31 protein-coding genes are annotated in these 25,806 nt (G+C 59.8%); 14 read left to right on the plus strand and 17 right to left on the minus strand.

Annotated features, from left to right (window positions below; translation table 11 throughout):
• The first annotated feature begins 148 nt into the window (after positions 1 to 148).
• Together degQ and degS are read left to right on the plus strand one after the other, a co-directional pair.
• On the plus strand, positions 149 to 1,519 hold the full coding sequence (gene degQ / locus ACJ8PN_RS14475; RefSeq protein ID WP_004937072.1) for a serine endoprotease DegQ: 1,371 nt from the start codon (positions 149 to 151) through the stop codon (positions 1,517 to 1,519).
• An 88-nt stretch (positions 1,520 to 1,607) separates the two neighbouring features.
• Positions 1,608 to 2,666, plus strand: coding sequence for an outer membrane-stress sensor serine endopeptidase DegS (gene degS, locus ACJ8PN_RS14480; protein WP_004937070.1), 1,059 nt, complete (start codon positions 1,608 to 1,610; stop codon positions 2,664 to 2,666).
• Between the two features lie 71 nt (positions 2,667 to 2,737).
• Here degS and murA read toward each other — a convergent pair whose 3' ends face one another.
• From murA to mlaF, 7 genes are all read right to left on the minus strand, one after another.
• Complete coding sequence (murA, locus tag ACJ8PN_RS14485; protein ID WP_004937068.1) at positions 2,738 to 3,997, minus strand: UDP-N-acetylglucosamine 1-carboxyvinyltransferase; 1,260 nt, start codon at positions 3,995 to 3,997, stop codon at positions 2,738 to 2,740.
• A gap of 55 nt (positions 3,998 to 4,052) precedes the next feature.
• Positions 4,053 to 4,307 carry a BolA family iron metabolism protein IbaG gene (gene ibaG, locus ACJ8PN_RS14490; protein ID WP_004937066.1) on the minus strand — a complete coding sequence of 85 codons (255 nt, stop codon included), beginning with the start codon at positions 4,305 to 4,307 and terminating at the stop codon, positions 4,053 to 4,055.
• A 140-nt stretch (positions 4,308 to 4,447) separates the two neighbouring features.
• Positions 4,448 to 4,750, minus strand: coding sequence for a lipid asymmetry maintenance protein MlaB (gene mlaB, locus ACJ8PN_RS14495; RefSeq protein ID WP_004937064.1), 303 nt, complete (start codon positions 4,748 to 4,750; stop codon positions 4,448 to 4,450).
• On the minus strand, positions 4,750 to 5,379 hold the full coding sequence (mlaC, locus tag ACJ8PN_RS14500; RefSeq protein WP_004937063.1) for a phospholipid-binding protein MlaC: 630 nt from the start codon (positions 5,377 to 5,379) through the stop codon (positions 4,750 to 4,752). The genes mlaB and mlaC overlap by 1 nt, the downstream gene beginning before the upstream one ends.
• Before the next feature lie 14 nt (positions 5,380 to 5,393).
• A complete protein-coding gene (gene mlaD / locus ACJ8PN_RS14505; RefSeq protein ID WP_004937061.1) occupies positions 5,394 to 5,942 on the minus strand; it encodes an outer membrane lipid asymmetry maintenance protein MlaD in 549 nt (182 codons plus the stop codon).
• Between the two features lie 4 nt (positions 5,943 to 5,946).
• Complete coding sequence (mlaE, locus tag ACJ8PN_RS14510) at positions 5,947 to 6,729, minus strand: lipid asymmetry maintenance ABC transporter permease subunit MlaE (RefSeq protein ID WP_004937059.1); 783 nt, start codon at positions 6,727 to 6,729, stop codon at positions 5,947 to 5,949.
• A 4-nt stretch (positions 6,730 to 6,733) separates the two neighbouring features.
• Complete coding sequence (gene mlaF, locus ACJ8PN_RS14515) at positions 6,734 to 7,549, minus strand: phospholipid ABC transporter ATP-binding protein MlaF (protein ID WP_442535024.1); 816 nt, start codon at positions 7,547 to 7,549, stop codon at positions 6,734 to 6,736.
• Positions 7,550 to 7,852: 303 nt separating this feature from the next.
• Here mlaF and ACJ8PN_RS14520 point away from each other — a divergent pair, with 303 nt between their 5' ends.
• The 11 genes from ACJ8PN_RS14520 to npr all read left to right on the plus strand — a co-directional run bounded on the left by ACJ8PN_RS14520 (position 7,853) and on the right by npr (position 15,884).
• The gene (locus tag ACJ8PN_RS14520) at positions 7,853 to 8,830 is read left to right on the plus strand and encodes a calcium/sodium antiporter (protein ID WP_004937053.1); all 978 of its coding nucleotides are present in this window, start codon (positions 7,853 to 7,855) and stop codon (positions 8,828 to 8,830) included.
• A 16-nt stretch (positions 8,831 to 8,846) separates the two neighbouring features.
• Positions 8,847 to 9,833: an arabinose-5-phosphate isomerase KdsD gene (gene kdsD, locus ACJ8PN_RS14525; protein WP_033632015.1), complete on the plus strand. Its 987-nt coding sequence runs from the start codon at positions 8,847 to 8,849 to the stop codon at positions 9,831 to 9,833.
• A gap of 17 nt (positions 9,834 to 9,850) precedes the next feature.
• Entirely contained in the window at positions 9,851 to 10,405 is a 555-nt protein-coding gene (gene kdsC / locus ACJ8PN_RS14530) for a 3-deoxy-manno-octulosonate-8-phosphatase KdsC (protein WP_021505108.1), read from the plus strand.
• Entirely contained in the window at positions 10,402 to 10,980 is a 579-nt protein-coding gene (gene lptC, locus ACJ8PN_RS14535; RefSeq protein WP_004937047.1) for an LPS export ABC transporter periplasmic protein LptC, read from the plus strand. The genes kdsC and lptC overlap by 4 nt, the downstream gene beginning before the upstream one ends.
• The gene (lptA, locus tag ACJ8PN_RS14540) at positions 10,949 to 11,488 is read left to right on the plus strand and encodes a lipopolysaccharide ABC transporter substrate-binding protein LptA (RefSeq protein ID WP_004937045.1); all 540 of its coding nucleotides are present in this window, start codon (positions 10,949 to 10,951) and stop codon (positions 11,486 to 11,488) included. The genes lptC and lptA overlap by 32 nt, the downstream gene beginning before the upstream one ends.
• 6 nt (positions 11,489 to 11,494) lie before the next feature.
• Positions 11,495 to 12,220, plus strand: a complete 726-nt coding sequence (lptB, locus tag ACJ8PN_RS14545) for an LPS export ABC transporter ATP-binding protein (RefSeq protein WP_004937040.1) — start codon at positions 11,495 to 11,497, stop codon at positions 12,218 to 12,220.
• A gap of 52 nt (positions 12,221 to 12,272) precedes the next feature.
• Positions 12,273 to 13,706 carry an RNA polymerase factor sigma-54 gene (gene rpoN, locus ACJ8PN_RS14550; RefSeq protein WP_033648997.1) on the plus strand — a complete coding sequence of 478 codons (1,434 nt, stop codon included), beginning with the start codon at positions 12,273 to 12,275 and terminating at the stop codon, positions 13,704 to 13,706.
• A 23-nt stretch (positions 13,707 to 13,729) separates the two neighbouring features.
• Entirely contained in the window at positions 13,730 to 14,017 is a 288-nt protein-coding gene (gene hpf / locus ACJ8PN_RS14555; RefSeq protein ID WP_004937038.1) for a ribosome hibernation promoting factor, read from the plus strand.
• Between the two features lie 155 nt (positions 14,018 to 14,172).
• Entirely contained in the window at positions 14,173 to 14,634 is a 462-nt protein-coding gene (gene ptsN, locus ACJ8PN_RS14560) for a PTS IIA-like nitrogen regulatory protein PtsN (protein WP_016930212.1), read from the plus strand.
• Positions 14,635 to 14,760: 126 nt separating this feature from the next.
• On the plus strand, positions 14,761 to 15,615 hold the full coding sequence (rapZ, locus tag ACJ8PN_RS14565) for an RNase adapter RapZ (RefSeq protein ID WP_015379177.1): 855 nt from the start codon (positions 14,761 to 14,763) through the stop codon (positions 15,613 to 15,615).
• Positions 15,612 to 15,884, plus strand: coding sequence for a PTS phosphocarrier protein NPr (npr, locus tag ACJ8PN_RS14570; protein ID WP_004937034.1), 273 nt, complete (start codon positions 15,612 to 15,614; stop codon positions 15,882 to 15,884). The genes rapZ and npr overlap by 4 nt, the downstream gene beginning before the upstream one ends.
• A gap of 42 nt (positions 15,885 to 15,926) precedes the next feature.
• Here npr and ACJ8PN_RS14575 read toward each other — a convergent pair whose 3' ends face one another.
• From ACJ8PN_RS14575 to ACJ8PN_RS14620, 10 genes are all read right to left on the minus strand, one after another.
• Positions 15,927 to 17,843, minus strand: a complete 1,917-nt coding sequence (locus tag ACJ8PN_RS14575; protein ID WP_033632012.1) for a BglG family transcription antiterminator — start codon at positions 17,841 to 17,843, stop codon at positions 15,927 to 15,929.
• A gap of 51 nt (positions 17,844 to 17,894) precedes the next feature.
• Entirely contained in the window at positions 17,895 to 19,109 is a 1,215-nt protein-coding gene (locus ACJ8PN_RS14580; RefSeq protein ID WP_442535025.1) for a lactonase family protein, read from the minus strand.
• A gap of 288 nt (positions 19,110 to 19,397) precedes the next feature.
• Complete coding sequence (gene dagF, locus ACJ8PN_RS14585) at positions 19,398 to 20,138, minus strand: 2-dehydro-3-deoxy-phosphogluconate aldolase (protein ID WP_004937022.1); 741 nt, start codon at positions 20,136 to 20,138, stop codon at positions 19,398 to 19,400.
• On the minus strand, positions 20,135 to 21,253 hold the full coding sequence (locus ACJ8PN_RS14590; RefSeq protein ID WP_351108163.1) for a DgaE family pyridoxal phosphate-dependent ammonia lyase: 1,119 nt from the start codon (positions 21,251 to 21,253) through the stop codon (positions 20,135 to 20,137). Before ACJ8PN_RS14590 ends, dagF begins: the two co-directional genes overlap by 4 nt.
• Complete coding sequence (locus ACJ8PN_RS14595; RefSeq protein WP_004937015.1) at positions 21,237 to 22,376, minus strand: amidohydrolase/deacetylase family metallohydrolase; 1,140 nt, start codon at positions 22,374 to 22,376, stop codon at positions 21,237 to 21,239. Before ACJ8PN_RS14595 ends, ACJ8PN_RS14590 begins: the two co-directional genes overlap by 17 nt.
• Before the next feature lie 63 nt (positions 22,377 to 22,439).
• The gene (locus ACJ8PN_RS14600; protein ID WP_004937013.1) at positions 22,440 to 23,090 is read right to left on the minus strand and encodes a DUF4310 family protein; all 651 of its coding nucleotides are present in this window, start codon (positions 23,088 to 23,090) and stop codon (positions 22,440 to 22,442) included.
• An 11-nt stretch (positions 23,091 to 23,101) separates the two neighbouring features.
• Positions 23,102 to 23,878: a DUF4311 domain-containing protein gene (locus ACJ8PN_RS14605; protein WP_004937006.1), complete on the minus strand. Its 777-nt coding sequence runs from the start codon at positions 23,876 to 23,878 to the stop codon at positions 23,102 to 23,104.
• Between the two features lie 30 nt (positions 23,879 to 23,908).
• Positions 23,909 to 24,205 (minus strand): DUF4312 family protein, encoded by a 297-nt coding sequence (locus ACJ8PN_RS14610; RefSeq protein WP_004937003.1) that lies wholly within the window; start codon positions 24,203 to 24,205, stop codon positions 23,909 to 23,911.
• A complete protein-coding gene (locus tag ACJ8PN_RS14615; RefSeq protein ID WP_004937000.1) occupies positions 24,205 to 24,570 on the minus strand; it encodes a glycine-rich SFCGS family protein in 366 nt (121 codons plus the stop codon). The genes ACJ8PN_RS14610 and ACJ8PN_RS14615 overlap by 1 nt, the downstream gene beginning before the upstream one ends.
• 36 nt (positions 24,571 to 24,606) lie before the next feature.
• Positions 24,607 to 24,924: a glycine dehydrogenase gene (locus tag ACJ8PN_RS14620; protein WP_086016691.1), complete on the minus strand. Its 318-nt coding sequence runs from the start codon at positions 24,922 to 24,924 to the stop codon at positions 24,607 to 24,609.
• A 453-nt stretch (positions 24,925 to 25,377) separates the two neighbouring features.
• Between ACJ8PN_RS14620 and rnk the strand changes: the two genes are divergently transcribed.
• Positions 25,378 to 25,788 (plus strand): nucleoside diphosphate kinase regulator, encoded by a 411-nt coding sequence (gene rnk / locus ACJ8PN_RS14625; protein WP_004936993.1) that lies wholly within the window; start codon positions 25,378 to 25,380, stop codon positions 25,786 to 25,788.
• Positions 25,789 to 25,806: the final 18 nt, after the last annotated feature.

The following is a 25,806-nucleotide window of genomic DNA, read 5'->3' on the forward strand; positions in this document are numbered from 1 at the left end:
CGTTTGTGCCATATAGACCTTCTTGACCTTCCTTCGCATTACCTTTACTGAACTTTGCACGCAAATTCACGGTCTTACCCTTCACTATGACAAGGCGATTGCCTTATCATCAAATTTTCATCGGCAGGTATTGAGAGAGTTATCATCAATGAAGAAAAAGTCGTTAATTCTTAGTGCATTGGCAATGAGCCTCGGTCTGGCGCTCAGCGCCGCACCGGCGGCCAACGCGGCCCTGCCCGTCGCCGTGCAGGGGCAGCCGCTGCCGAGCCTGGCGCCGATGCTGGAAAAAGTCTTGCCCGCCGTCGTGAGCGTGCATGTCGCCGGCACCCAGGTGCAGCGTCAACAGTTGCCGGAAGAGTTCAGACGCTTCTTCGGCCCCAACTTCCCCGGCCAACAGCAGAGCTCCCGCCCGTTTGAAGGGCTGGGTTCCGGCGTGATCATCGACGCCGCCAAAGGCTACGTGCTAACCAACAACCACGTCATCAACAACGCCGATAAAATCCGCGTGCAGTTGAACGACGGCCGTGAGCTGGACGCCAAGCTGGTCGGGCGCGATGAACAGTCCGACATCGCCCTGCTGCAGCTCAGCGATACCAAAAACCTGACCGCCATCAAGATGGCCGATTCCGACCAGCTGCGCGTCGGCGACTTCGCCGTGGCGGTCGGCAACCCGTTCGGCCTGGGCCAAACCGCCACCTCCGGCATCATCTCGGCGCTGGGCCGTACCGGCCTGAATCTGGAAGGGCTGGAAAACTTCATTCAGACCGACGCCTCCATCAACCGCGGCAACTCCGGTGGCGCGCTGGTTAACCTGAACGGCGAACTGATCGGCATCAATACCGCCATTCTGGCGCCGAGCGGCGGCAACGTCGGCATCGGCTTCGCCATTCCGAGCAATATGGCGCAGAACCTGAGCCAGCAGCTGATCGAATTCGGCGAAGTGAAACGCGGCCTGCTTGGCATCAAGGGCAGTGAAATGACCCCGGACATGGCCAAAGCCTTCAACACCGACGCGCAGCGCGGCGCCTTCGTCAGCGAAGTGTTGCCGAAATCCGCCGCCGCCAAGGCCGGCATCAAAGCCGGGGATATTCTGGTTTCCGTCGACGGCAAACCGGTGAACAGCTTTGCCGAACTGCGCGCCAAGGTCGGCACCACTGCGCCGGGCAAAACCCTCAAGGTAGGCCTGCTGCGCGACGGTAAACCGCAGGAAGTCTCGGTCACGCTGGACAACAGCGAGAGCGCCTCGACCAACGCCGAAACGCTGTCGCCGGCGCTGCAGGGGGTATCCCTCAGCAACGGCGCGCTGCCGAGCGGCGACAAGGGCGTGAAGGTGGAGAACGTGGATAAAGGCTCGACGGCGGCGCAAATCGGCCTGCAAAAAGGCGACGTGATCATCGGCGTCAACCGCCAGCGCGTGGACAGTATCACCGCGCTGCGCAAGGTGCTGGAAGCCAAGCCACCGGTGATGGCGCTCAATATCGTGCGCGGTAACGAAACCATTTATCTGCTGCTGCGTTAATTTGTGCAAAAACCGGGCTCGGTGACATACTGCGCCCGGTTAACTCATGCTATCCTCCGAACATCGTTCACCACACCACGAAAACTCCATGTTTGCTAAGCTCTTGCGTTCTGTCGTTATCGGTCTCATCGTTGCCGGCCTGCTGTTGGCCGCCCTGCCCATGCTGCGCTCTTCCAACGGCCTGTTTGCAGAGAAAACCGAGAATACCAGCGACGAAACGCCGGTGAGCTACAACAAGGCGGTGCGTCGCGCCGCCCCTGCCGTGGTGAACATCTACAACCGCAACCTGAACGGCGCCGCCAACGTGCTGTCGCTCGGTTCCGGCGTGATCATGAACGAACGCGGCTATATCATCACCAACCGCCACGTGATCAAAGACGCTCAGCAGATCACCGTGGTGTTGCAGGATGGCCGCCGCTATGAAGCGCTGCTGGTCGGCTCCGACGGCCTGACCGACCTGGCGGTGCTGAAGATCGATCCCGGCAACCTGCCGGTGATCCCGACCAATAAAAATCGCGTTGCCCACGTCGGCGACGTGGTGCTGGCGATCGGCAACCCCTATAACCTGGGGCAAACCGTGACTCAGGGCATCCTCAGCGCTACCGGGCGCATCAGTATGAGCACCACCGGCCGGCAGACGTTCCTGCAGACCGACGCCTCAATCAACCGCGGCAACTCCGGCGGCGCGCTGGTCAACTCGCTGGGTGAGCTGATCGGTATCAACACCCTGACCTATGACAAAATCACCGACGGCGAAACGCCGGAGGGCCTCGGCTTCGCCATTCCGATCGAACTGGCCACCAAAATCATGGACAAGCTGATCCGCGACGGCCGCGTGATCCGCGGCTATTTCGGCATTCAGGGCAAGGAGATCATTCCGCTGCGCCCCTCCAATTCCGGCATCGATCGCCTGCAGGGCATCATCGTGACCGAAATTACGCCGAACGGCCCGGCGAGCAACGCCGGTTTCCAGATCAACGACATCATCATCAACGTGGATAACAAACCGGCGGTATCCGTGCTGGAAACCATGGACCAGGTTGCGGAGATCAGACCGGGCACCGAGATACCGGTTATCGTGCTGCGTGACGGCAAGCGCATTACGTTGAAAATGACGGTGGGTGAATTCCCGGAAGACAGCAATTAAAAAAGGGCCGGCATTGATAGCCGGCCCTTTGATTTACATCCTGCCGACGCAGCCGCGCCGGCGCTAATGCCTTACTCGCCTTTCACACGCTCGATGTTCGCACCCAGCGCGCGCAGCTTGTCTTCAATACGCTCATAGCCGCGATCGATATGGTAGATGCGATCGACGACGGTCACGCCGTCGGCGATGCAGCCGGCGATCACCAGGCTGGCGGAAGCGCGCAGATCGGTCGCCATCACCTGGGCGCCGGACAGCTGTTCAACGCCATGGCAGATCACGGTGTTGCTCTCGATCTCCGCGTGTGCGCCCATGCGGATCAGTTCCGGCACGTGCATGAAGCGGTTTTCGAAGATGGTTTCGGTGATAACGCCAGTGCCTTCCGCCACCAGGTTCAGCAGGCTGAACTGGGCCTGCATGTCGGTCGGAAACCCCGGGTGCGGCGCGGTGCGCACGGTGACCGCTTTCGGGCGTTTGCCGTGCATGTCCAGGCTGATCCAGTCTTCGCCCACTTCGATATCGGCACCGGCTTCGCGCAGCTTGGCCAGCACCGCATCCAGCGTGTCCGGACGGGTGTTGCGGCACATCACTTTGCCGCCGGAAACCGCGGCGGCGATCAGGAAGGTGCCGGTCTCGATGCGGTCAGGCAGCACGCGGTACACGCCGCCGCCCAGACGCTCGACGCCCTCGATGGTGATCTTGTCGCTGCCGGCGCCGCTGATCTTCGCGCCCAGCGTGTTGAGGAAGTTGGCGGTATCGACAATTTCCGGCTCACGCGCGGCGTTTTCGATAACGGTGGTGCCGGTCGCCAGGGTCGCGGCGCTCATGATGGTCACGGTCGCGCCCACGCTCACCTTGTCCATGACGATGTGCGCGCCCTTCAGGCGGCCCTCGACGGACGCCTTGACGTAGCCTTCTTCCAGCTTGATCTCGGCGCCCAACTGCTCCAGGCCGGTGATGTGCAGATCGACCGGACGCGCGCCAATCGCGCAGCCGCCCGGCAGGGAAACCTGACCGCGGCCGAAACGCGCCACCAGCGGCCCCAGCGCCCAAATGGAAGCGCGCATGGTTTTCACCAGATCGTAAGGGGCGCAAAACTCGTTCACGCCGCTGGCGTCCACGAAGACCGAACCGTTGCGCTCAATCTTGGTACCCAACTGGTTGAGTAGTTTAATGGTGGTGTCGATGTCCTTCAGCTTGGGGACATTCTGCAGCTCGACCGGCTCTTCCGCCAACAGGGCGGCGAACAGGATCGGCAGGGCGGCGTTTTTGGCCCCGGAAATAGACACTTCACCGCTCAGGCGGGTCCGACCCTGCACACGAAATTTATCCATCTGACTACTCTCTGTTATCTAATCTGAAGCTGCCCGCCCGGCAGGGCAAACAGCCTTAAAATCCGTTGAGTTTGCGGTCTCGCTGCCACTCTTCAGGGGTGTACGCCTTAATAGACAAGGCATGAATGCGGTTGTCCGCAATGTATTCCATCAGCGGTGCGTAAACCGTCTGCTGTTTTTTGACGCGGCTCATGCCGGCGAACAGTTCACCGACCACGATCGCCTGAAAATGGCTACCGTCGCCCGTCACATGTACTTCATCCAGTGCCAATGCCTGCATCAGCACGTCTTTAATCTCGTTGGTTTCCATAGTATCCAGTTCTGCCGCTAAAGGATCATAAACAGCCTAGTATCTTAGTGGAATACGATGTTTTCTTAAACTAAAGAAAAAGCCCCTGCATAACAGGGGCTTTGTATCGTTTTACCACGCAAGAGCGGCCTAAAACGCCGCTAACCGGCGGTATCGACAGGCATTATCGCCTGCAGGTTGTAGAGCGCGATCAGCGTTTTCAGGCGCTCGGTGGCGCCGAAAATTTTCAGCGCTACGCCACGTTGGCGCTGCTCTTCCTGCAGATGCAGCAACAGCGCCAGCCCGGCGGAGTCCACGCGCTGCAGTTGCGCCACGTCGATCGCGGTTTTATCCGCCATCAGCGCGGCGCGCTGCCGCCACAGCGGCTGCAGCGTTTCCCGGTCCAGTTCACCGCGCAGGATCAGCGTCTGCCGCTCTGATTCAAAGCTGAGCGCTGCCGACATCAGTTTTTCTTGTCCAGCGTGATAGGCTGCGCGGCGGCGGCCTGCAGCTGCTTGGTCAGGCCGTCGATGCCCTGAGTACGCAGCGTAGACGCCCACTCATTTTGCTTGGTGGTGATCATGCTGACGCCTTCGGCGATCATGTCATACGCCTGCCAGTAGCCGGTTTTGCTGTTCTTGCGCCATTGGAAATCCAGACGCACCGGCGGGCGGCCGCCGTTGTCGATGATGGTGACGCGAATAGCCACGATGTCGGCATTGCCCAGCGGCTGTTCAGGCGCGATCTGGTAAGTCTGGCCGTGATACATCGCCAGCGCCTGGCCGTAAGCCTGCTCCAGGTAAGCCTGGAAGGCGGTGAAGTAAGCTTCGCGCTGCGCAGGCGTTGCCTCTTTGTAGTAACGCCCCAGCACCAGCGCGCCGGCATATTTCACCTGCACGAACGGCATCAGTTCCTGATGCACGATGGCACGCAGGTAGTTCGGGTCCTGCTTGATCTTCGGCTGTTCGTTCTTCAAACGGCTGAAAGTCTTCTGCGCCGCTTCTTGCATCATGCTGTAGGGATTGGTTTGGTCGGCTGCGCTCGCCAGCGGTGCAACCACCAGCAGAGCCACCATCAGTAAACGTTTAAACATGCAGGTATCCTCTCTTAATGATTTGGAACAGCGGGTTGCGGTGCGGCGCCGGCAGCCGGCTCAGCGGCCGCGTCTCCCGATTTGGCGCTGTCCTGACCGCCGCTTTTATACAGGAACTGGCCGATCAGGTCTTCCAGAACCATGGCTGATTTGGTGTCCTGAATGGTGCCGCCATCTTTCAGGATGGTGGTGCCCATATCAGGATCTTCAAAGCCCACGTTAAGCGCCAGATATTGCTCGCCCAGCAGGCCGGAGGTGCGGATCGCCAGCGAGCTGGTATCCGGGATTTGGTCGTACTTTTTCTGGATATCCAGCGCTACGCGCGGCGTGTAGGTTTTCGAATCGAGTTCGATGTCCGCCACGCGGCCGATCACCACGCCGCCAATCTTCACCGGCGAACGCGGTTTCAGGCCGCCGATGTTGTCGAACGTCGCGTAAATGCGGTAGGTCGGCTCGCTGCCGATCGATTTAAGGTTCGCCACCTGCAGGCAGATAAACACGATGGCGCACAGCGCGATCAGCATAAATGCCCCAACCCAGATTTCACTCTTCTTCGTTTGCATTGAATCAATTCCCAAACATCAGTGCGGTCAGCACGAAATCCAATCCCAACACCGCCAGTGACGAATGCACCACGGTACGCGTCGTCGCCCGGCTAATCCCTTCAGAAGTAGGCACGGCGTCGTACCCATTGAAAATGGCAATCCAGGTTACGGTAATGGCGAATACCACGCTTTTGATCAGGCAGTTGAGCAGATCTTTTTTCCACTCCACGGCGCCCTGCATCGCCGACCAGAAGAAGCCGCTGTCGATGCCCTTCCAGTCCACGCCGACCACCGAACCGCCCCAAATGCCGATCGCCACGAAGATGATGGTCAGCAGCGGCATGCTGATAAGCCCGGCCCAGAAGCGCGGCGCCACAATGCGCCGCAGCGGATCGACCGCCATCATTTCCAGGCTGGAGATCTGCTCCGTCGCCTTCATCAGGCCGATTTCCGCCGTGAGTGCGGAACCGGCGCGGCCGGCAAACAGCAGCGCCGTGACCACCGGCCCCAGCTCGCGCAGCAGCGACAGCGCCACCATCATGCCAAGGCTGGCCTCGGCGCTGTAGGTGGTGAGCACGATATAGCCCTGCAGGCCCAGCACCATGCCGATAAACAGCCCGGAGACCATGATGATCAGCAGCGACTGCACGCCGACGCTGTAGAGCTGTTTCAACAATAGCGGCCACTGCTTGCCGGGTTCCGGCCGGCCAATCAACGCGTTGAACAGCATCAACCCGGCGCGGCCGAAGCTGGCGCTGGTGTTGATGCCACTGCGCCCCAACGACGCTAACGCTCTTAATAACATGAGCTTATTTACTCCCTAAGCCTAGCAGTTCGGTCTGATAATCCCCGGCCGGATAGCGGAACGGCACCGGCCCATCCGCTATACCATCCAGGAACTGGCGCACGCGCGCATCAGGATTGTTCTGCAATTGCTGCGTGGTGCCTTCGGCAATCACCCGGTTGTCGGCCACGATGTAGGCGTAGTCGGCGATGCTCAGCACCTCCGGCACGTCGTGCGACACCACGATGCAGGTAATGCCCAGCGCATGGTTCAGCTCATCGATCAGCTTGACCAGCACCCCCATGGTGATCGGATCCTGGCCAACGAAGGGTTCGTCGAACATGATCATCTCAGGGTCCAGCGCGATCGCGCGCGCCAACGCCGCCCGGCGCGCCATGCCGCCGGAAAGCTCATTGGGCATCAGCAGGGCCGCGCCGCGCAGCCCCACCGCTTCCAGCTTCATCAGCACCGTGCTGCGCAACAAAGGCTCCGGCAGGTTGCTGTGCTCGCGCAGCGGGTAGGCCACGTTTTCGAATACGGTCAAATCGGTAAACAGCGCGCCCGACTGGAACAGCATGCTCATCTTTTTGCGCGCGTCGTATAACTGACGGCGGGACAACGCGGGAATGTTGTCGCCGTCGAACCAAATCTCCCCGCTGTCCGGCGCCAGCTGGCCGCCGATCAGGCGCAGCAGCGTGGTTTTGCCGATGCCTGATGGCCCCATGATCGCCGTGACCTTACCGCGGGGCACCGTCAGGTTGATGTCTTCAAATATCCGTCGGTCGCCGCGCGAGAAGCTCATGTCGCGCACTTCAACCAAATTATCTGCCTTTTGGAGCATGTTAATGGACCCTTTACGACTCATCTTTTGCTGAATCTACCCGTGATGTTAAAGCAATGGGCGCAATCCGTCTCATCTTTACAAAAACTTACTGCCATTTCGCAACCAATGGTGCCATTGGTTTTACTTTTCCGCGCCACCCGGTCAAAATTGGCGCCATAACGAAAAAAAACGAAACTGTTCAACTATTAGCCGGGGAAAACCGTTGCTGCGGCTCAAACGCGCGCAACGGAGGGCAAGCAATACCGCCGCATTGACGGCTTTAACCAACGAACCGGGATAATACCCGACAAAGGACCCTGAATGTTTCTCGCGATAGCATTATTAATCGTTGGTTTATTTCTACTGGTGTACGGTGCAGACCGCTTAGTTTATGGTGCTGCCGTGATTTCCCGCTCGCTCGGCGTACCGCCGCTGATCATCGGCATGACCATCGTCGGCATCGGCACCTCGCTGCCGGAGCTGATCGTGTCCACCACCGCCGCGCTGAACGGGCAGATAGATATGGCCGTTGGCAACGTATTAGGTTCCAACATCACCAACATTTTATTGATTCTGGGCGTGGCGGCGCTGATTCACCCGCTGGCCGCGCGCTCTGAGATACTGCGGCGCGAACTGCCGCTGATGTTAGCGGTCACAGTATTATGCGGTTTCGTGTTGATGGACGGCACCCTGAGCAGGCTGGACGGCGTGCTGTTGCTGGCCGCCGCCGCCGGCTTCATCCTGCTGATGCTGAAAATCGCCCGGCTGGCGCAGCGCGAGGGCAGCGACAGCCTGACCATGGAGCAGATCGCCGAGCTGCCGCAGGACAGCAGCAATACCGTGGCGGTGCTGTGGCTGGTGCTGGCGTTTATCATTCTGCCGCTCTCTTCCAGAATGGTGGTCGATAACGCGACGGTGATCGCGCACTATTTCGGTCTGAGCGAACTGGTGGTCGGTTTGACCATTATCGCCATCGGTACCAGCCTGCCCGAACTGGCCACCTCCATCGCCGGGGCGCTCAAGGGCGAGGATGATATGGCGATTGGCAATATCATCGGCTCCAATATTTTCAACACGGTGATCGTGCTGGGCGTACCCGCCCTGCTGTCGCCGGGCAGCGTAGACACCGCCGCCTTCCAGCGCGATTACTGGGTGATGCTGGCGGCCAGCGTGCTGCTGAGCGTGCTGTGCATCGGCCGCAAACATCGCATCGGCCACCTGGCGGGCGCGCTGTTATTATGCGGCTTTATTGCGTATCTTGCGGTGCTGTTCTTTAACCCTTTCAGTACTTTCGGCTAAACCGACGGGAATGAGTATGTCGAACATTGAGTTGCAACCGGGCTTCGATTTTCAACAGGCCGGCAAAGAAGTGCTTCAGATAGAGCGTGAAGGGCTGGCTCAGCTCGACAGCTACATCAACGCAGACTTCACCCGCGCCTGCGAAACCATCGCCGCCTGCGGCGGCAAAGTGGTGGTGATGGGCATGGGCAAATCCGGCCACATCGGCTGCAAGATCGCCGCGACCTTCGCCAGCACCGGCACGCCCTCATTCTTCGTTCATCCGGCGGAGGCCAGCCATGGCGATTTGGGCATGGTCACCCCGCAGGACATCGTGCTCGCCATCTCCAACTCCGGCGAGTCCAGCGAGATCCTGGCGCTGATCCCGGTGTTGAAACGCCAACAGATCACCCTCATCTGTATGACTAACAATCCGGAAAGCTCGATGGGTAAAGCGGCGGATATCCACCTGTGCATCAAGGTGCCACAGGAAGCCTGCCCGCTGGGGCTGGCGCCGACCACCAGCACCACCGCCACGCTGGTGATGGGCGATGCGCTGGCCGTCGCGCTGCTGAAAGCGCGCGGTTTCACGCCGGAAGATTTCGCGCTGTCGCATCCGGGCGGCGCACTCGGCCGCAAACTGCTGCTGCGGGTTAGCGATATCATGCACAGCGGCGATGAAATCCCCCACGTCAGCGCCGACGCCTCGTTGCGCGACGCGTTGCTGGAAATTACCCGCAAAAATCTGGGCCTGACGGTGATCTGCGACGATCTGATGAAAATCGCCGGCATCTTTACCGATGGCGACCTGCGCCGGGTGTTCGACATGGGCATCAACCTGCACGAGGCGAAGATTGCCGATGTCATGACGCCGGGCGGCGTGCGGGTGCGCCCCAACCTCCTGGCGGTCGATGCATTGAACCTGATGCAACAACGCCACATCACCGCGCTGCTGGTTGCCGATGGCGACCAGTTGCTGGGTGTGGTACATATGCATGACATGCTGCGCGCCGGCGTCGTTTAATTAAGGAATAGAACGGAATGGGTATGGTAGAAACCTGCTACGGGCCGGTAGAACAAGAGGTTATGGCGCGTGCCGGGAACATCCGCCTGTTGATTTGCGACGTTGACGGCGTGCTGTCGGACGGCCTGATCTTCATGGGCAACAACGGTGAAGAGCTGAAGGCGTTCAACGTGCGCGACGGCTACGGCATCCGCTGCTTGAAAACCTCAGACATCGAGGTGGCGATCATCACCGGGCGCTCCGCCAAGCTGCTGGAGGACCGCGCGCAGACGCTCGGCATCACCCATCTGTATCAGGGGCAGTCCGATAAGCTTTTGGCCTTCCGCGAACTGTTGGATAAACTGTCGTTAACGGCGGATCAGGTCGCCTATATCGGCGATGACCTGATCGACTGGCCGGTGATGGCGCAGGTCGGCCTGGCGGTCGCGGTGGCGGACGCCCATCCGCTGCTGACGCCGCGTGCCCACTACGTCACCCGCATTGCCGGCGGCCGCGGCGCGGTGCGCGAACTGTGCGACATCATTCTTTTGGCTCAAAATAAGCTGGAGGACGCCAAAGGGCTGTCGATATGAGTAAAACCAAACTGTGGATCACCATCCTGTTGACGGTGATCGTTCTGGCGCTGATCGGCTGGAACATGACGGACTTCAGCGACGACACGGCCCCTGGCCCGGTCAACGATCAGGATCCGACCTACCAGAGCCAGCACACGGTCACCGTGGTGTACAACCCGGCCGGCAAGCTGAATTACAAACTGGTGGCGGAAGACGCGAAGTATTACACCGCCGGCGAGCTGAGCTGGTTCACCCAGCCGGTGATGACGCTGTTCGATGAGAATGCGGTGGCCACCTGGTCAGTTCGCGCCGATCGCGCCAAACTGACTAAAGACCGAATGCTGTATCTGTATGGTCACGTCGAGGTGAACAGCCTGACTACCACCTCGCAGCTGGAAAAAATTAAGACGGACAACGCTCAGGTAAACCTGGTCACCCAGGACGTCACCTCCGATGACGAAGTCACGCTTTACGGGACCAATTTTACCTCTAACGGCATGAAAATGCGTGGGAACCTGCGGACCAAAACCGCTGAGCTGATTGATAAGGTTAAGACCAACTATGAAATTCAGAACCAAAAACCAACTCCGTAACCTGTTGCTCGGCAGCTTAGTTTTGGCCGCCAGCGCCCCCGCTCTGGCGCTGAAATCCGACTCCAGCCAGCCGGTCAGCATCGACTCGCTCAAGCAGTCGTTGGACATGCAAAGCAACGTCAGCACCTTCACCGACAACGTGGTGATCAAACAGGGCACCATCGATATTCGCGCAGACAAGGTGGTAGTCACCCGCCCGGGCGGAGATCAGAATAAGACCTATATTGAAGCGTTCGGCAACCCGGTAACCTTCTACCAGATGCAGGACAGCGGCAAGCCGGTCAAAGGCCACGCGCAGAAAGTGCGTTACGACGTGGCGACCCAGCTGGTGACCCTGACGGGCAACGCCTATCTGGAGCAGCTCGACAGCAACGTGAAAGGCGATCGCATCACCTATCTGGTGCAACAGCAGCAAATGCAGGCGTTTAGCGATAAAGGCAAACGCGTGACAACGGTTCTGGTACCGTCGCAGTTGCAAGACAAAAACGAGCAAAAAAAGAGTAACTAATCACTTATGGCAACACTCATCGCAGAAAACCTGGCGAAAGCCTACAAGGGCCGTAAAGTTGTCGAAGACGTCAGCCTGAAAGTGAAATCCGGCGAGATCGTCGGCCTGCTCGGCCCGAACGGCGCCGGTAAAACCACCACCTTCTACATGGTGGTCGGCATCGTGCCGCGCGACGCCGGGCGCATCGTGATCGACGAGGAAGACATCAGCCTGCTGCCGCTGCACGCCCGTGCGCGCCGCGGTATTGGTTACCTGCCGCAGGAAGCGTCGATCTTCCGCCGCCTGAGCGTGTACGACAACCTGATGGCGGTGCTGGAGATCCGTCCCGACCTCACCAGCGAACAGCGCGAAGACCGTGCCAAGGAGCTGATGGAAGAGTTCCATATCTCCCATCTGCGCGACAGCCTTGGCCAGGCGCTGTCCGGCGGTGAACGCCGCCGCGTCGAAATCGCCCGCGCGCTGGCGGCCAACCCGAAATTCATTCTGCTGGACGAACCCTTCGCCGGGGTGGATCCGATTTCCGTTATCGACATCAAAAAAATCATCGAGCACCTGCGTGACAGCGGCCTGGGCGTGCTGATCACCGACCACAACGTGCGCGAGACGCTGGACGTATGTGAACGCGCCTACATCGTCAGCCAGGGCAAACTGATTGCCCACGGCACGCCGGATGCTATTCTGGCCGACGAGCAGGTTAAACGCGTTTATCTGGGCGAAGAGTTCCGCCTCTAAGCGCCGGCGTGCCCTGCGGGGCGACACCGTTAACGGAAGTAGACAGAAAACTATGAAGCAAGGTTTGCAACTCAGGCTCAGTCAACAGCTGGCCATGACTCCTCAGCTCCAGCAGGCGATCCGCCTGCTGCAGTTGTCCACGCTTGAGCTTCAGCAAGAGATCCAGCTGGCGCTGGAGAGCAATCCGCTGCTTGAACAGACCGATCTGCACGACGAAATCGACGCCAAAGAAACCCAGGAGACCGAGGGGCTCGATACCCGCGAGGCGCTGGAACAGAAAGACATGCCGGAAGAGCTGCCGCTGGACGCCACCTGGGATGAGATCTACACCGCCGGCACGCCGTCCGGCACCGGCACCGACTACAGCGACGACGAGCTGCCGGTCTATCAGGGCGAGACCACCCAAACGCTGCAGGATTACCTGATGTGGCAGGTGGATCTGACGCCGTTTTCCGATACCGACGCCGCCATCGCCACCTCCATCGTCGACGCGGTGGACGACACCGGCTATCTCACCGTGCCGCTGGAAGACATTCTGGAAAGCCTGGGCGACGAAAACGTGACCCTCGAGGAAGTCGAGGCGGTGTTGAAGCGCGTGCAGCGTTTCGATCCGATCGGCGTCGCCGCGCGCGATCTGCGCGATTGCCTGCTGGTGCAGCTCTCCCAATACGCCAAAGACACCCCTTACCTGGCCGAAGCGCGGCTGATCATCAGCGACCATCTGGATCTGCTGGCCAACCACGACTTTCGCAGCCTGATGCGATCAACCCGGCTAAAAGAAGATACACTGAAAGAAGCGATGCTGCTGATTCAGTCGCTCGATCCGCGTCCGGGGCAGTCGATCAATACCGGCGAATCGGAATACGTGATTCCGGACGTGCTGGTGCGCAAGACGCAGAACAAATGGACGGTCGAGCTCAACGGCGACAGCGTGCCGCGTTTGAAGATCAATCAGCAATACGCCGCGCTGGGCAACAGCGCCCGCAGCGAAGCCGACGGCCAGTTCATCCGCAGCAACCTGCAGGAAGCCAAGTGGCTGATTAAAAGCCTGGAGAGCCGCAATGAGACGCTGCTGAAGGTCACCCGCTGCATCGTCAGCCAGCAGCAGGCGTTCTTCGAGCAAGGCGAAGAGTTTATGAAACCCATGGTGCTGGCGGATATCGCCCAGGCCGTGGAGATGCATGAATCGACGATCTCGCGCGTCACCACGCAGAAGTTTCTGCACAGCCCGCGCGGCATTTTCGAATTGAAATATTTCTTCTCCAGCCACGTGAATACCGACAGCGGCGGCGAAGCCTCCTCGACGGCGATCCGCGCGTTGGTGAAGAAATTGATTGCGGCGGAAAACCCCGCCAAACCACTCAGCGACAGCAAGCTGGCCACCCTGCTCGCCGATCAGGGGATCATCGTGGCACGGCGCACCGTCGCCAAGTACCGAGAGTCTTTGTCCATCCCGCCGTCGAACCAGCGTAAACAGTTGGTTTGACCTCTATTGAGAAGGAAGACACTATGCAGCTCAACATTACCGGACACCACATCGAAATCACCGATCCGTTGCGCGAGTTCGTGAACAACAAGTTCGCCAAACTCGAACAGTATTTTGATCGCATCAATCAGGTGTATGTTGTATTAAGTGTGGAAAAAGTGCAGCAAATTGCGGAAGCAACGGTGCACGTGAATGGAGGCGAGTTGCACGCCACCTCGGAAGACGAGAATATGTATGCCGCAATTGATACGCTGATCGACAAATTGGCACGTCAATTGAACAAACATAAAGACAAATTGAAGCAACACTGACACCCTAACCCATTCCATGAGGCGGCATCCGTCGCCGCCTCCCCCTTCGGCGCGTGACCCGCATGGGTGACGCGCCGAACGGTAATAAGGGTTAAAACCGACGAAAAACCGCCTTGCCGGGCACGCCCGGCGGCGCGGTTTTAAGTGAAGATGAGATGAACAACGAATATATGCAATTAAGCTCGGTGTTAAACATCGAGTGCACCAAAAGCTCGGTACACTGCACCAGCAAGAAGCGGGCTTTGGAAATTATCAGCGAACTGGCCGCCAAACAGCTCAACCTGCCTTCGCAGGTGGTGTTTGACGCGGTTCTCACCCGGGAGCGCATGGGCAGCACCGGTATCGGCAACGGTATCGCCATTCCCCACGGCAAACTGGAAGAGGACACACTGCGGGCCGTTGGCGTGTTTATCCGTCTCGACCAACCCATCGCTTTCGACGCTATCGACAACCAGCCGGTCGACCTGCTGTTCGCGCTGCTGGTGCCTGCCGATCAGTGCAAAACCCATTTGCATACGCTGTCGCTGGTCGCCAAACGCCTGGCCGACAAAACCGTATGCCGCCGCCTGCGCGCCGCGCAGAGCGACGAAGAACTTTACCAAATCATCACCGAGTGATGCCCGGCCGGCGTGACTTCCAGCCCGGATAACGATACTGTTTTACGATGATGGATCCGGCTGCGGCCGGAATAACAAGTTTAACGGTGGCGATGAACGCCGCCGCGATGCCAGGGGAGTTGCCACATGGTGCTGATGATTGTCAGCGGCCGTTCCGGTTCCGGAAAATCCGTCGCCTTGCGGGCGCTGGAAGACATGGGTTTTTACTGCGTTGACAACCTGCCGGTGGTGCTGCTCCCGCAGCTCGCCAATACGCTGGCGGAACGCAATATCTCCGCGGCGGTCAGCATCGACGTGCGCAACATGCCGGAATCACCGGAAGTGTTCGAATACGCGATGACTCAGCTGCCGGACAGCTTCTCGCCGCAGCTGCTGTTCCTCGACGCCGATCGCAACACGCTGATCCGCCGTTACAGCGACACCCGCCGCCTGCACCCGCTCTCCAGCAAAAACCTGTCGCTGGAAAGCGCCATCGACGAAGAGAGCGACCTGCTCGAACCGCTGCGCTCGCGGGCGGACCTGATTATCGACACCTCGGAAATGTCGGTGCATGAGCTGGCCGAAATGCTGCGCACCCGCCTGCTGGGCAAGCGCGAGCGCGAACTGACCATGGTGTTCGAATCCTTCGGCTTCAAACACGGCATCCCGATCGATGCCGACTACGTGTTCGACGTGCGCTTCCTGCCGAACCCGCACTGGGATCCGAAGCTGCGGCCGATGACCGGCCTGGACAAACCGGTGGCGTCGTTCCTCGATCGCCATACCGAAGTGCACAACTTCATCTACCAGACCCGCAGCTATCTGGAACAGTGGCTGCCGATGCTGGAAACCAACAACCGCAGCTACCTGACGGTCGCCATCGGCTGTACCGGCGGCAAGCACCGTTCGGTGTACGTGGCGGAACAGCTGGCCGATTACTTCCGCTCGCGCGGCAAGAACGTGCAGTCGCGCCACCGCACGCTGGAAAAGCGTAAACAATGACGGTCAAACAGACGGTTGAAATCAAAAACAAGCTGGGCATGCACGCGCGCCCGGCGATGAAACTGTTCGAACTGGTGCAAAGCTTCGATGCCGAGGTGATGCTGCGCAACGAAAGCGGCACCGAAGCCGAAGCCAGCAGCGTCATCGCGCTGCTGATGCTGGACTCCGCCCAGGGCCGGCATATCGAAGTCGAAGCGACCGGCCCCGACGAAGTCAACGCGCTGGCGGCGGTGGTCGAGCTGTTCAACTCTGGGTTTGATGAAGATTAGTCGCTGAGGGCGCGCCTCTGCGCCCGATCACTCACATGCCCCTCAACTCCGGCTCAGGCAGTCCAGCGCCACCGCTTTGAAGCTGTCGAAGCTGTCGCTGCCCAGCAGGCGGCTCATTGAACGTTCACGCACGAAGGTGACGAACAGCTCGTAGATCGCCATCGCCTCTTCATAATCGCTCTTGCTGATCGCCAGCAGGAAAATCACGTGCGCAACCTCGCCTTCCCCCCAGGCGACGCCCTGCGGCGCCAGCAGCGTCACCACCACGGTCTTCTTCGCCAGCAGCCCCAGCGAATGCGGCAGCGCGATGCCCTCGCCCAGCAGCGTGGAAACGATCGCCTCGCGTTCGACCACCGACGGATAAAAGTCCGCGCCGACGTACCCTTCTCGCTCCAGCTGGCCGCACACCCGGCTGAACAGCTCCGCCTGCGTCAGCGGCTCGTTGAGCACCATAAAATGTTCGGCGTCGAAGAACTTCTCCAGCATGTACGGTTTGGTGCGATCCACCAGCACCAATTTGCCCAGTTGTTCCAGCTGATAATCGGTCGGGAACGGCGACATCACCACCACCGGCTTGTTCTTCTCGCCGATGCGGGCGTTGGAAATCACGAAGTCTTCGTCGATGTGCGCGAGCATCTCGTAATCACGCAGCGAAACGATGCGCGTCATCACCAGCTGCGGATACTTGCGCGCAATCTGCGCCTGGATCATGCGCACCGTCGAGTTGCCGGTGTCGCACACCAGCATCACCTGCGGGTGGCGTTCATAACCGATGTTGTAATGCCGCTCCAGCCCCACGCCGATGTGCAACACCAGATAGCCGATCTCGTTTTCACTCAGGGTATAAGGCGTGTACTTGCCCCAGCTGGAGACCGCCGCCAGCGTCACGTCGTAAGCCATCGGATAGTGCTGCTTGATGTTGGCCAACAGCGGATTGGGGATGTTGATCTGGTATTTCACCCGCGTAATCATGGTCTTGATATGGGTGAGCAGATCGGCCCGCAGCTGCTCGTCGCCCTGCAGGTTGTAGTTATAGTGTGCGTTGATGTAGGACAGGATGTAGTCCACCAGCGCCTCTTCATCGTCGGCGTTGATCTCGGTCGGCTGCACGTCCTGCACGCGCCGCGCGGCGATGTTGACTCGCAGATAGGCCTCTTCGGCCATCGAGATCTCTTTGCCGGAGGCCGCGCGCAGCTCCGCCGCCAGACGGGTCGACACCTGACGCACCGCCTCGTCGCCGTCCTCCACCTCGAAGTCCGGCAGCGGATAACCGTCGTTGATGCGCCGCAGCGCCACCGCGCAGTAGAAGATCAGGTACTGCTCGCCCTCGTCGGTCAGGCGAATAGCGTATTGCGACAACAGCGGATGCAGCAATCCGGCGAATGCCGCCACCTGCGGCTGCAACAGGATCTCGTTGTTGAGCAACGGGTTCTCGGCGTCGGCCAACTGCAGCTGGAACAGCAGATCGGTCAGGCAGGCGCGGATCGCCATCTCCGCGCCGAACAGCTTCATGCCGTAGCGCGGCTTGGTTTCGATCGTCAATTGATAGTGCGCCAGACGCTCTCTCACCTCAGCCATGTCGTTTTGCAGCGTGCCGCGGCTGACGAACCACTCGTCGGCCAGATCTTCCAGTTTGAGGGAGAAGGCTGAGGTCAAAAAACGCACCAGCAGATAATGCACCCGCTCCTGCGCGCTGCGCGGGGTGGCCTGTTTGCGGCGCTCCTGATGCTGCAGGGCGCTGAATAGCGCGGCGTTATCGACCTGCAAACGATAGCCGGCCCCGCGGCTATGCACGAAGCGCGCACCGTATTTGTCCAGGATCTCGTTCAGCGCGGTGATATCCGCCCGCACCGTGCGGGTGGACACGGCGAAACGCTTCGCCAGCTCATCCTGCGGCAAAGTCTCGGTTTGCAAAGCATCGAACAAGTAAGCCAAACGCGGGTAAGGAAATCGCACCATTCTGTGTCCGTCAATCAGGCGGCCCACCCGGCGAACCGGGCGGGCCACGGGTTACTTCGCCGGCGGCAGGAACGCCATTTGCGAGGGGCTGCCGATCGGCAGATAGCCGCCCACAAAGCTGAGTTTGCCGTCCGTCGGGTTGACGCTGAAGCGGGTGACGTTATCGCTGCGCTGGTTCAGCGCATACAGATAGCGGCCATCCGGGCTCAGCGCCAGCGAACGCGGATAATCGCCGCGGGTCCAGGTTTCCGCCACCGGTTTCAACTCGCCGCCGGCGCCCACGCTGAACTGGGCAATGCTGTTATGCAGCCGGTTGGCGACGTACAGCGTGTCGCCGTTCTTGCTGAGCGCCAGCCCCGAAGCGAAGCTGGTGCCCTGATAGTCGGCGGGCAGCGCGGAAACCGCATGCAGTTGTTTCAGAGTACCTTTTTGGCGATCAAAACGGTAGCTGGTCAACGTCGAGGCCTCTTCGTTCACCAGCAGCACGGTGTCGCCGTCCGGGTGGAACACAAAGTGGCGCGGGCCGGCGCCGGCGGAAGAGGCGACGATCCACGGCGGATCGTTCGGCGTCAGCCGGCCGCTCGCGGCGTCAAAGCGCCATTGGTAGATGCGATCCAACCCCAGATCGGTGGAGAACACGAACTTGCCTCTCGGATCGCTGGCGATCATATGGGCATGCGGGCCATTGTGATCGCTGATGGCGAAGCTGCCGTTCACCGCCGCCGCCGGTTTGGCCGCGCCCGCCGGGCCCTGCTGTTGCTGCACCGAGCTGGCGGCGCCCAAGCTGCCGTCCGCTTCAATCGGAAAAGCCGCCACGCTGCCGCTGACATAGTTCGCCACCAGCAGATGGCGGCCATCCGGCGTCGAGGAGAGATACACCGGTCCTGCCCCCTGCGAATCTACCTGGTTGAGCTGCGTCAGTGCGCCATCGGCCGGATTGACCCGGTAAGCGGTGATGCCACCGTGTTTGCCGCCGTTGAAGTCGGCCACTTCACTGGCGACATACAGCGTCTTGCCGTCAACGCTCAGCGTCAGCTGCGCCGGATTCGGCACGTTGCTGACCAGCGTGGCGTGGCTCAGCGCGCCGCTGGCCGGATCGACCTGCACCCGGTAAACGCCTTCGCCGTTGGGATTGTAGGTGCCGATATAGGCGAAATGAGATGACGTGGAGTTCATTGCATCCTCAGCATGCAGCGCCGGGCCGGTCACGGCCAGCAGCGCCAGGAACAACGCGGTGCGTCGGGTTGGAGCCTGCCAGTTTCGCATAGTAATCCTCAGTATATATCCGTCATCTTTCAAGCCGCAGCGTTGTTGGCTGCGCAGTTACTCGGCCCATCCATGGGCCTCACCCCTTCGGGGCCGCTGCAAGCAGCGTTTAAATCTGCTCCCGGCAGATTTTTCACCCCAGTCACTTACTTAAGTAAGCTCCTGGGGCTCCTGCGCTTGCCGCCTAGCTGCAACTTGAAAGCTATAGGCTATAGCTAACGGCGGCGCGGCATGCCGCGCCACGGGAAAACCTTCGCCTCCCAGCGTTTACCTCATCCCATTACGCGTTCAGCCCACCAGCTTTTTGGTCATCGCCAGCAGGGTTTTCACGTCCTGCGGACGCGTGTCGCCGCTGGCGGCGTCGATGATCGAGCTGTAGATATGCGGGATCACGCGTTTCACGCCGGCCGCCAGGGCGATCTCAACGATCGGCTCGTAGTTTTCCAGATCGATGCCGCCGGTCGGCTCCAGCATGAAGTCATGCTCGGCGCAGGCCTTGGCGACGTATTGGTATTCGTCCTTGCACTTCAGGCCGCCCATCGGGAAATACTTGATGGAACTGCCGCCCATGTCCTTCAGCAAAGCGATGGCGGTTTCCACCGGCACGATGCCGTCCGGCGCCGCGGCGCTCAATGGGCCGGTAGAGATCTTCACCCAGCCGACGCGGCCGGTCGGCGACACCAGGCCGTTGACCACGCTGTCGTTCTGGCCCAGCAGCGCGCGGCTGGCGCCGACGCCGGTAAACACCTGGTTAACGTGCTGCGGCTGCACCTGCTGAGCGATCAGGCTGACCATCGCCGACTGCTTCGGATCGCCGGCGCCCAGGCCGACCGACAGCGCGTTGTCGATCAGGCGCGCATAGCGCAGCATGTCGGTCACCGCGCTGTCGACGTCCGGGTAGTTCTTGGAGAGCACGCCCACCAGCACATGGCCTTCCGCCGCGGCGTAGATGTCCTGCGCGTTGGCTTTGGAGCCGGCCAGCACGTTCAGGCAGACGCGGTCGCGATAGTAGTTAGGCTGCAGCTTCATGCTTGTTTCTCCGTAAACAGATTCTTGATACAGCTAAAGACGGTCATCAGCTGTTGCTCGTCGACGCTGCGCACGTCGACCTCAATCTTGCCCTCGTTGGCCTTGTAGCCGCGGAAGTAGATGGCGATGTCGCCGGTTTTCAGCGCCTGAACGATGTCATAGGTCGACCGCCCCAGCACCGCTTCGTCGAAAGTGATCTCGGCGCGGGCGATATCGCGGCCGGCGCTGTCCCAGACGGTTTTGGCGCTGACGCCGGTCAGGGTGTTGAGGCTGTTGAGAAACGGCGTCATCCGCTCCACCATCTGTTGCCCGGTGGTTTTCTCAAGCGTCAGATAGCTTTCAATTGCCTGCGTCAGGCCGAGGATGCCCTCTTTGCCGACCTTCATCGCCCGGCCGATGCCACCGGACTGCAGCTTCACCCACTCGACGTACTGTTTCTTGCCGATAACCAGGCCGCTGGTCGGCCCCTCAATGGCTTTGGCGCCGCTGTAGATCACCAGATCGGCCCCCATCTGGTAGTAACACATCAGATCTTCTTCCGCCGCGGCGTCGACGATCAACGGTAGGTTATGTTTGCGCGCCACCACCGCCGCCTGTTCGACGGACAGAATGCTTTTCTGCACGCAGTGGTGCGATTTGACGTACAGGATCGCCGCCGTCTGCGGCGTGATGCAGGCTTCAATCTGCTCCGGCGAACATTCGTTGGCGTAGCCCGCCTCCACCACCTTGCCGCCGCCCAGCGCCACCATGGTGTCCACCGGCGCGCCGAAGTTGACGTTGTGGCCGCGCGGCAGCACGATCTCGCGCGGCACGGCGATCGGCGCCGAGTGCAGGTTCACCAGCAGATTGGCGTTATCTTTAACGATCACCGCCGCCACTGACTGGGCGATCCCCGCCGAAGCGCAGGAAACGATCACCGCGTCCTCCACGTTGAGCAGATCGGCGATGTAGGCGCCGGTCTTGTTGACCAGATCCTTGATTTCGAAATAGTGGTTCAGGCCGTAATCAACGGCGTCGATCACGTCCTGACGCGGCGTGGAAACGCCGAGAATGGTCATGCGGCCGGAGGTGTTGATCACCTGCTTCAAACCGTATTTTTCATAAATCGAAGACATGGCTTGCCTCCCCTTGTTCGGTTAATAGGATTTCCCCGGCCACTACCGCGGCCAGCGGCACCAACAGCCGTTCGCCCTCGGCGGTTTGCCCTTCGGCGTCGGCGAACACCTGCGGTTCGCGGCGCAGTTCAAACAGCGTGAAATCGGCGTCATAGCCCGGCTCCAGCCGCCCTTTGCCGCTGAGCTGCAGCGCCGACGCGGCGTTCTCCGTCACGCAGGCGATCACCTGCGGCAGCGTCAGGCCGACGCTGAAGAATTTGGACATCACCGTCGCCAGGCTATGCACCGGCCCGTTCATGCGGTTGCGGCAGTAAATATCGGAGCTGATGGTGTGCGGCAAAATGCCCAGTTTGATCGCCTGGCGCGCCACCTCGAAGCTGAAGCTGGCGGTGCCGTGCCCCACGTCGAGCAACACGCCGCGCCGCAGCGCGCGCTGGATAGACTCGCGCAATGTGCCCGCCGGCGTCAGAATGCGGTTCGGTTTGCCGTTGTAGCAGTGGGTGATGATGTCGCCGCGGGTCAGCAGATCGGCGATGTCGTCCAGATCCGGCGGGTTGTTGCCGATATGCACCATCAGCGGCAGTTGGCGGTTTTCCTGCTGGATCTCTTTGGCCAACACCAGCGGCCGGGTGCCGTTTTTCCCCACCACGCTGCTGCTCATGCGCGCCTTGATGCCGATGATGAAACCGGGATGGTTGGCGATGGCCTGGCCGGCCTCGCGCTTGTCGATGTCCGTCAACTCCGCCAGCTCGTTCTGCCGCAGCAGGCCGATGCGCGAGATGTTGAGGAAGGCGAAAACGTTGGTTTTGGCGCTGCGCGTCAGCTGATAAAAGGCGTCGATATCGTCGGCGCCGGTGCTGCCGGCGTCGACCACGCTGGTGACGCCGCTGGCGACGCCGACCCGATCCGGCTCGTCATGGTAAATCGGCGATTCGGGATAGCAGTGCACGTGCGCATCGATCCAACCGGCGCTCAGGCGGCAGTTGCCCGCCAGATCCAGCTGGCGAACGGCGCTGACGTCCGCCGCCAGCCGCCCCACCGAGGCTATTTTGCCGTCCTTTACCGCCAGATCGATCAGCGTATCGTCCGCCAGTCTGGCGCCTCTGATTACTAAGTCATACATACCGCATTGCTCCTGTTAGCCCGGGCGCCGCCTCAGCCTCGGGCGGCGCCTGGCGCAGGCCTCTTAAGAAATAGCTACCGGGAAGATCGCCCCCAGGATCATCGCGCCGAGGATCGCTCCGCCGGTGATCGGTTTACCCCAGATATAGAACAGCAGCGCGCCGAGCAGCGAACCGATGCCGATCGGGATCGAAGCGGTCATCGCCGACAGGATGATCAACGGCCCGAGGAAACGGCCCGACGAGTTGCCCGCGCCCATCATCACATCCGCGCCGTAGGTGGAGTTGCTCTGATTGATGGTGAATTTGCGCGCCAGGATGATCACGTAACCGATCGCCAGGCCGATGATCAGACCGGTGGCCAGCGACGCGGCGAAGTTGGCGACCGGGAACACAATGCCGGCCCCCAGCAGCAGCGCCGGTACGCCCAGCCCGACGCCAGTCTGGATCGCGCCGCCGATGTCGAGGATGCCCACCAGCGAGCCTTCGATGATGCGCGCGAACAGGAAGCTGGCGCCGAACGCCGCCACCGCGCCGTACACGCCGGTATCCATCCCCGCCCGCAGCATGGAGACGAAGGCCACTTCGTTAAAGGCGCCGATGCCGTACAGGTAGTACATGTGCGTCCCGGCGAACACGCCGGAGGACAGCAGGCCAACAAAAATCGGGAATGACCAGTCGGCGTACCAGAAGCCTTTTTGGGTTTGCTCTTCCATCATCCCGCTCCTTATTTACCGCTCAGGGTGTTGTGAATGGCGTCCAGCCAGCCCGGCACGCCGAGGCTGAAGGACTCGAGAACTTTCATGTCGAAGCCGCGGAAGAAGCCGCTCAGCACGAACAGCAGCACGATCACCGCCATCATGATCTTGGTGATTTTGTTCCAGCCGCTCTCTTCCACGCCCTTGCCGATCAGAATGCCCAGCACCAGGCCCGGTACGGCGTTGCCCATGATCAGCTGCGCCAGGCCGCCGAAGATGGTGCCCCAGAAGCCGGAACGGCGCCCGGCGTCGATCGCCGCCAGCCAGAAGATCACCGGCATCACGGTGTTCACCAGCAGGTTGGCCGCCGGCACCAGCACCTTGATCGCGGTGACCTGCAGCGCGGCAGGCACGGCGGAAGCGGTGGTATTGAGGAAGGCCACCACCAACATGCCGATGATGCCGCAGGCGATGGCCATTTTTTTCGGATCGTGCAGCGTTTGCGCCAGATTGCGGTTTTTGACCATCAAAGCCGCCGCGCCCCAGTGCGGGATGATGCGGTGATCGACGTCCTGCGTGAAGGAGCCCGCCGCCACGGAAGATGCCCAGGCGTTGAAGAAGAAGCCCAGACCGAATGAGAAGTGGGAAGCCGGATCGCCCTCGCAGGAGTTCAGCTCGCCCAGGGTGCGAAACGCCCCCATGCCCTGTGTTGTCGGTGCGTGGAACATGCGTGCGGCGCCGGCCCCTACGCCGACCCCCACCAGCCCACCGATAATAATCGATTTAAATAAGATGATTAAAAACATCAGTATACCCTTTCATTTATGCTAACGTTTTTATTTCGTGACGAAGACAACCTTCTCGGTATTGATAATGGTTACGTTCACGGTTATTTCCAGAGAAACGGCATAGCTCTTTCTTTCACGCGGCAAAAAGAAGAAAAGAAATTTCTCTTTAGTTATTTTCTCTTCCGCCTTCACTACGCTGACGTCCTGCGGCTCGATGCGCAGCAGAATATTGTTGGTGGACTTTAATACCGCGCCCTGCACATTAGCCAAGGCGGAAGCAAAAGCTTTCGCTTTGCTGTCGCCTTTACCCTCCACCTTCACCGATGTGGTATATTGCTCTTTCATTATGGATTGCCATGTTTTTTGACGTAGGCTTCCACCAGTTTCTGGCCCAGCTCTTCTTTATCCATAAAGCCGAAACCCAGCACGTTGCAGCCTTCGTTAATTGCCGTCACGCCCTCTTCCACCGAACGCATGCCGTATTTGGCTTTGTAGCCGTATTTGGTTTGCGCGGTAATCGCACCGGCGCCGCCGCTGCCGCAAAAAGAGATGCCCAGCTGCGCGTTTTCCGCTTTCATGACGTCGCCCAGCTTCATATCCGCCGCCACGCCGGGGATGACCACCGCTTTTCCGCCTGCGTTTTCAACGCCCTGGCCGACTTTTTGCCCTTTGCCCAAACGATCGCCGATCACTACGGTAATTTGACCCATGGTATATTCTCCTGATTGAAATCGATGCGTTAACCGCTATGCGTTATTATCTTTCGCCACTTCGAAGTGCACGGACAGCAAATAGGCCTCTTCGATGGGCAATGTGCCAAACTGATCCACCACGCGCTCCGCCATTTGCATGGACTCGGCGGAAATTTCGTCGAACAATGATTTATCCACCTCCGGCAACGGCTCGCCGGTTATTGAGCGCAGCACCATGGCGCGAATATGCGATTCCAGCATCTGTTGCTGCACCGCATTGGTATAAATATTCTCAGCATTCAGCATCGCGGTAATATCCGCCAGCACCCGAGCGGTGATCTCACCGGCTTCGCTGATATCGGATTGTTCAATTTCTTTTAATGAAGCAGATCCATCATTCACTTTTCAGTACCCCTAGATCCCACATTAATCAGTAAGCCGTAAAGCGCATCACCTGAATAACCCGCTTTCTGTGATGTCTTTACCCTACCTCCGGCAAGATTTTCTGTGGAGACCGGTTTTTTCCAGTTCGAAGTGGAAATCGAATGACGCGCGGAGATCCATTTCGCAAAACGGCGCTACGGCGAAAAAGTGAATGAGATAACAAATACATAACCCGGCTAACGGTTTTTTTTGTCTCGATTGACGATAAAAGCCTTCGTGATCGGGATCTCTTTCTTTTCTCGCCCCAACCGCCTACTATCAATGGGACAAATCGACATTACCGACACCCCCGCTCCTCTGGCGCGGGGGTGTTGCTTTGTGTTGTTTTTCCGAATTTATGGGCGCACAGACTGGCGCCCTTTGATTTGACTGGAGAGTGGAATGACCAAACCCATCATTACTATTAATGAGCTGGATGCGGAACGCCTGGATGCGCTATTGGAACAACCGGCCTTTGCCAACACCGACGTCGCCGCCGCGCTGAACGACGAGTTGGATCGCGCGGAAATCCTGCCGCCGGAGAAAATGCCGGCCAACGTGGTGACCATGAACAGCCGCGTGCGTTTTCGCGATCTGCACACCGATGAAGAGCATGTGCGCACGCTGGTCTACCCGGCCTCGCTGAAAGACAGCCACGATCAGCTGTCGGTGATGGCGCCGCTGGGCGCAGCGCTGCTCGGCATGCACGTCGGCAAGCAGATCTCCTGGCAATTGCCGAACGGTGAAGAAGCGCGGATTGAAGTGCTGGAATTGCTGTACCAGCCGGAAGCGGCGGGCGAATACCACCGTTAAGCGGTTTTCAGGGCGGCA

Origin of the sequence: Serratia sp. CY76391 (assembly GCF_052166695.1) — a bacterium.
GTDB classification, from domain to species: domain Bacteria; phylum Pseudomonadota; class Gammaproteobacteria; order Enterobacterales; family Enterobacteriaceae; genus Serratia; species Serratia nematodiphila.

Coding starts and splice junctions, on each gene's coding strand:
- degQ (WP_004937072.1), top strand. CDS start 149: ATGAAGAAAAAGTCGTTAATTCTTAGTGCATTGGCAATGAGCCTCGGT.
- degS (WP_004937070.1), top strand. CDS start 1,608: ATGTTTGCTAAGCTCTTGCGTTCTGTCGTTATCGGTCTCATCGTTGCC.
- murA (WP_004937068.1), bottom strand. CDS start 3,997: ATGGATAAATTTCGTGTGCAGGGTCGGACCCGCCTGAGCGGTGAAGTG.
- ibaG (WP_004937066.1), bottom strand. CDS start 4,307: ATGGAAACCAACGAGATTAAAGACGTGCTGATGCAGGCATTGGCACTG.
- mlaB (WP_004937064.1), bottom strand. CDS start 4,750: ATGTCGGCAGCGCTCAGCTTTGAATCAGAGCGGCAGACGCTGATCCTG.
- mlaC (WP_004937063.1), bottom strand. CDS start 5,379: ATGTTTAAACGTTTACTGATGGTGGCTCTGCTGGTGGTTGCACCGCTG.
- mlaD (WP_004937061.1), bottom strand. CDS start 5,942: ATGCAAACGAAGAAGAGTGAAATCTGGGTTGGGGCATTTATGCTGATC.
- mlaE (WP_004937059.1), bottom strand. CDS start 6,729: ATGTTATTAAGAGCGTTAGCGTCGTTGGGGCGCAGTGGCATCAACACC.
- mlaF (WP_442535024.1), bottom strand. CDS start 7,549: ATGCTCCAAAAGGCAGATAATTTGGTTGAAGTGCGCGACATGAGCTTC.
- ACJ8PN_RS14520 (WP_004937053.1), top strand. CDS start 7,853: ATGTTTCTCGCGATAGCATTATTAATCGTTGGTTTATTTCTACTGGTG.
- kdsD (WP_033632015.1), top strand. CDS start 8,847: ATGTCGAACATTGAGTTGCAACCGGGCTTCGATTTTCAACAGGCCGGC.
- kdsC (WP_021505108.1), top strand. CDS start 9,851: ATGGGTATGGTAGAAACCTGCTACGGGCCGGTAGAACAAGAGGTTATG.
- lptC (WP_004937047.1), top strand. CDS start 10,402: ATGAGTAAAACCAAACTGTGGATCACCATCCTGTTGACGGTGATCGTT.
- lptA (WP_004937045.1), top strand. CDS start 10,949: ATGAAATTCAGAACCAAAAACCAACTCCGTAACCTGTTGCTCGGCAGC.
- lptB (WP_004937040.1), top strand. CDS start 11,495: ATGGCAACACTCATCGCAGAAAACCTGGCGAAAGCCTACAAGGGCCGT.
- rpoN (WP_033648997.1), top strand. CDS start 12,273: ATGAAGCAAGGTTTGCAACTCAGGCTCAGTCAACAGCTGGCCATGACT.
- hpf (WP_004937038.1), top strand. CDS start 13,730: ATGCAGCTCAACATTACCGGACACCACATCGAAATCACCGATCCGTTG.
- ptsN (WP_016930212.1), top strand. CDS start 14,173: ATGAACAACGAATATATGCAATTAAGCTCGGTGTTAAACATCGAGTGC.
- rapZ (WP_015379177.1), top strand. CDS start 14,761: ATGGTGCTGATGATTGTCAGCGGCCGTTCCGGTTCCGGAAAATCCGTC.
- npr (WP_004937034.1), top strand. CDS start 15,612: ATGACGGTCAAACAGACGGTTGAAATCAAAAACAAGCTGGGCATGCAC.
- ACJ8PN_RS14575 (WP_033632012.1), bottom strand. CDS start 17,843: ATGGTGCGATTTCCTTACCCGCGTTTGGCTTACTTGTTCGATGCTTTG.
- ACJ8PN_RS14580 (WP_442535025.1), bottom strand. CDS start 19,109: ATGCGAAACTGGCAGGCTCCAACCCGACGCACCGCGTTGTTCCTGGCG.
- dagF (WP_004937022.1), bottom strand. CDS start 20,138: ATGAAGCTGCAGCCTAACTACTATCGCGACCGCGTCTGCCTGAACGTG.
- ACJ8PN_RS14590 (WP_351108163.1), bottom strand. CDS start 21,253: ATGTCTTCGATTTATGAAAAATACGGTTTGAAGCAGGTGATCAACACC.
- ACJ8PN_RS14595 (WP_004937015.1), bottom strand. CDS start 22,376: ATGTATGACTTAGTAATCAGAGGCGCCAGACTGGCGGACGATACGCTG.
- ACJ8PN_RS14600 (WP_004937013.1), bottom strand. CDS start 23,090: ATGGAAGAGCAAACCCAAAAAGGCTTCTGGTACGCCGACTGGTCATTC.
- ACJ8PN_RS14605 (WP_004937006.1), bottom strand. CDS start 23,878: ATGTTTTTAATCATCTTATTTAAATCGATTATTATCGGTGGGCTGGTG.
- ACJ8PN_RS14610 (WP_004937003.1), bottom strand. CDS start 24,205: ATGAAAGAGCAATATACCACATCGGTGAAGGTGGAGGGTAAAGGCGAC.
- ACJ8PN_RS14615 (WP_004937000.1), bottom strand. CDS start 24,570: ATGGGTCAAATTACCGTAGTGATCGGCGATCGTTTGGGCAAAGGGCAA.
- rnk (WP_004936993.1), top strand. CDS start 25,378: ATGACCAAACCCATCATTACTATTAATGAGCTGGATGCGGAACGCCTG.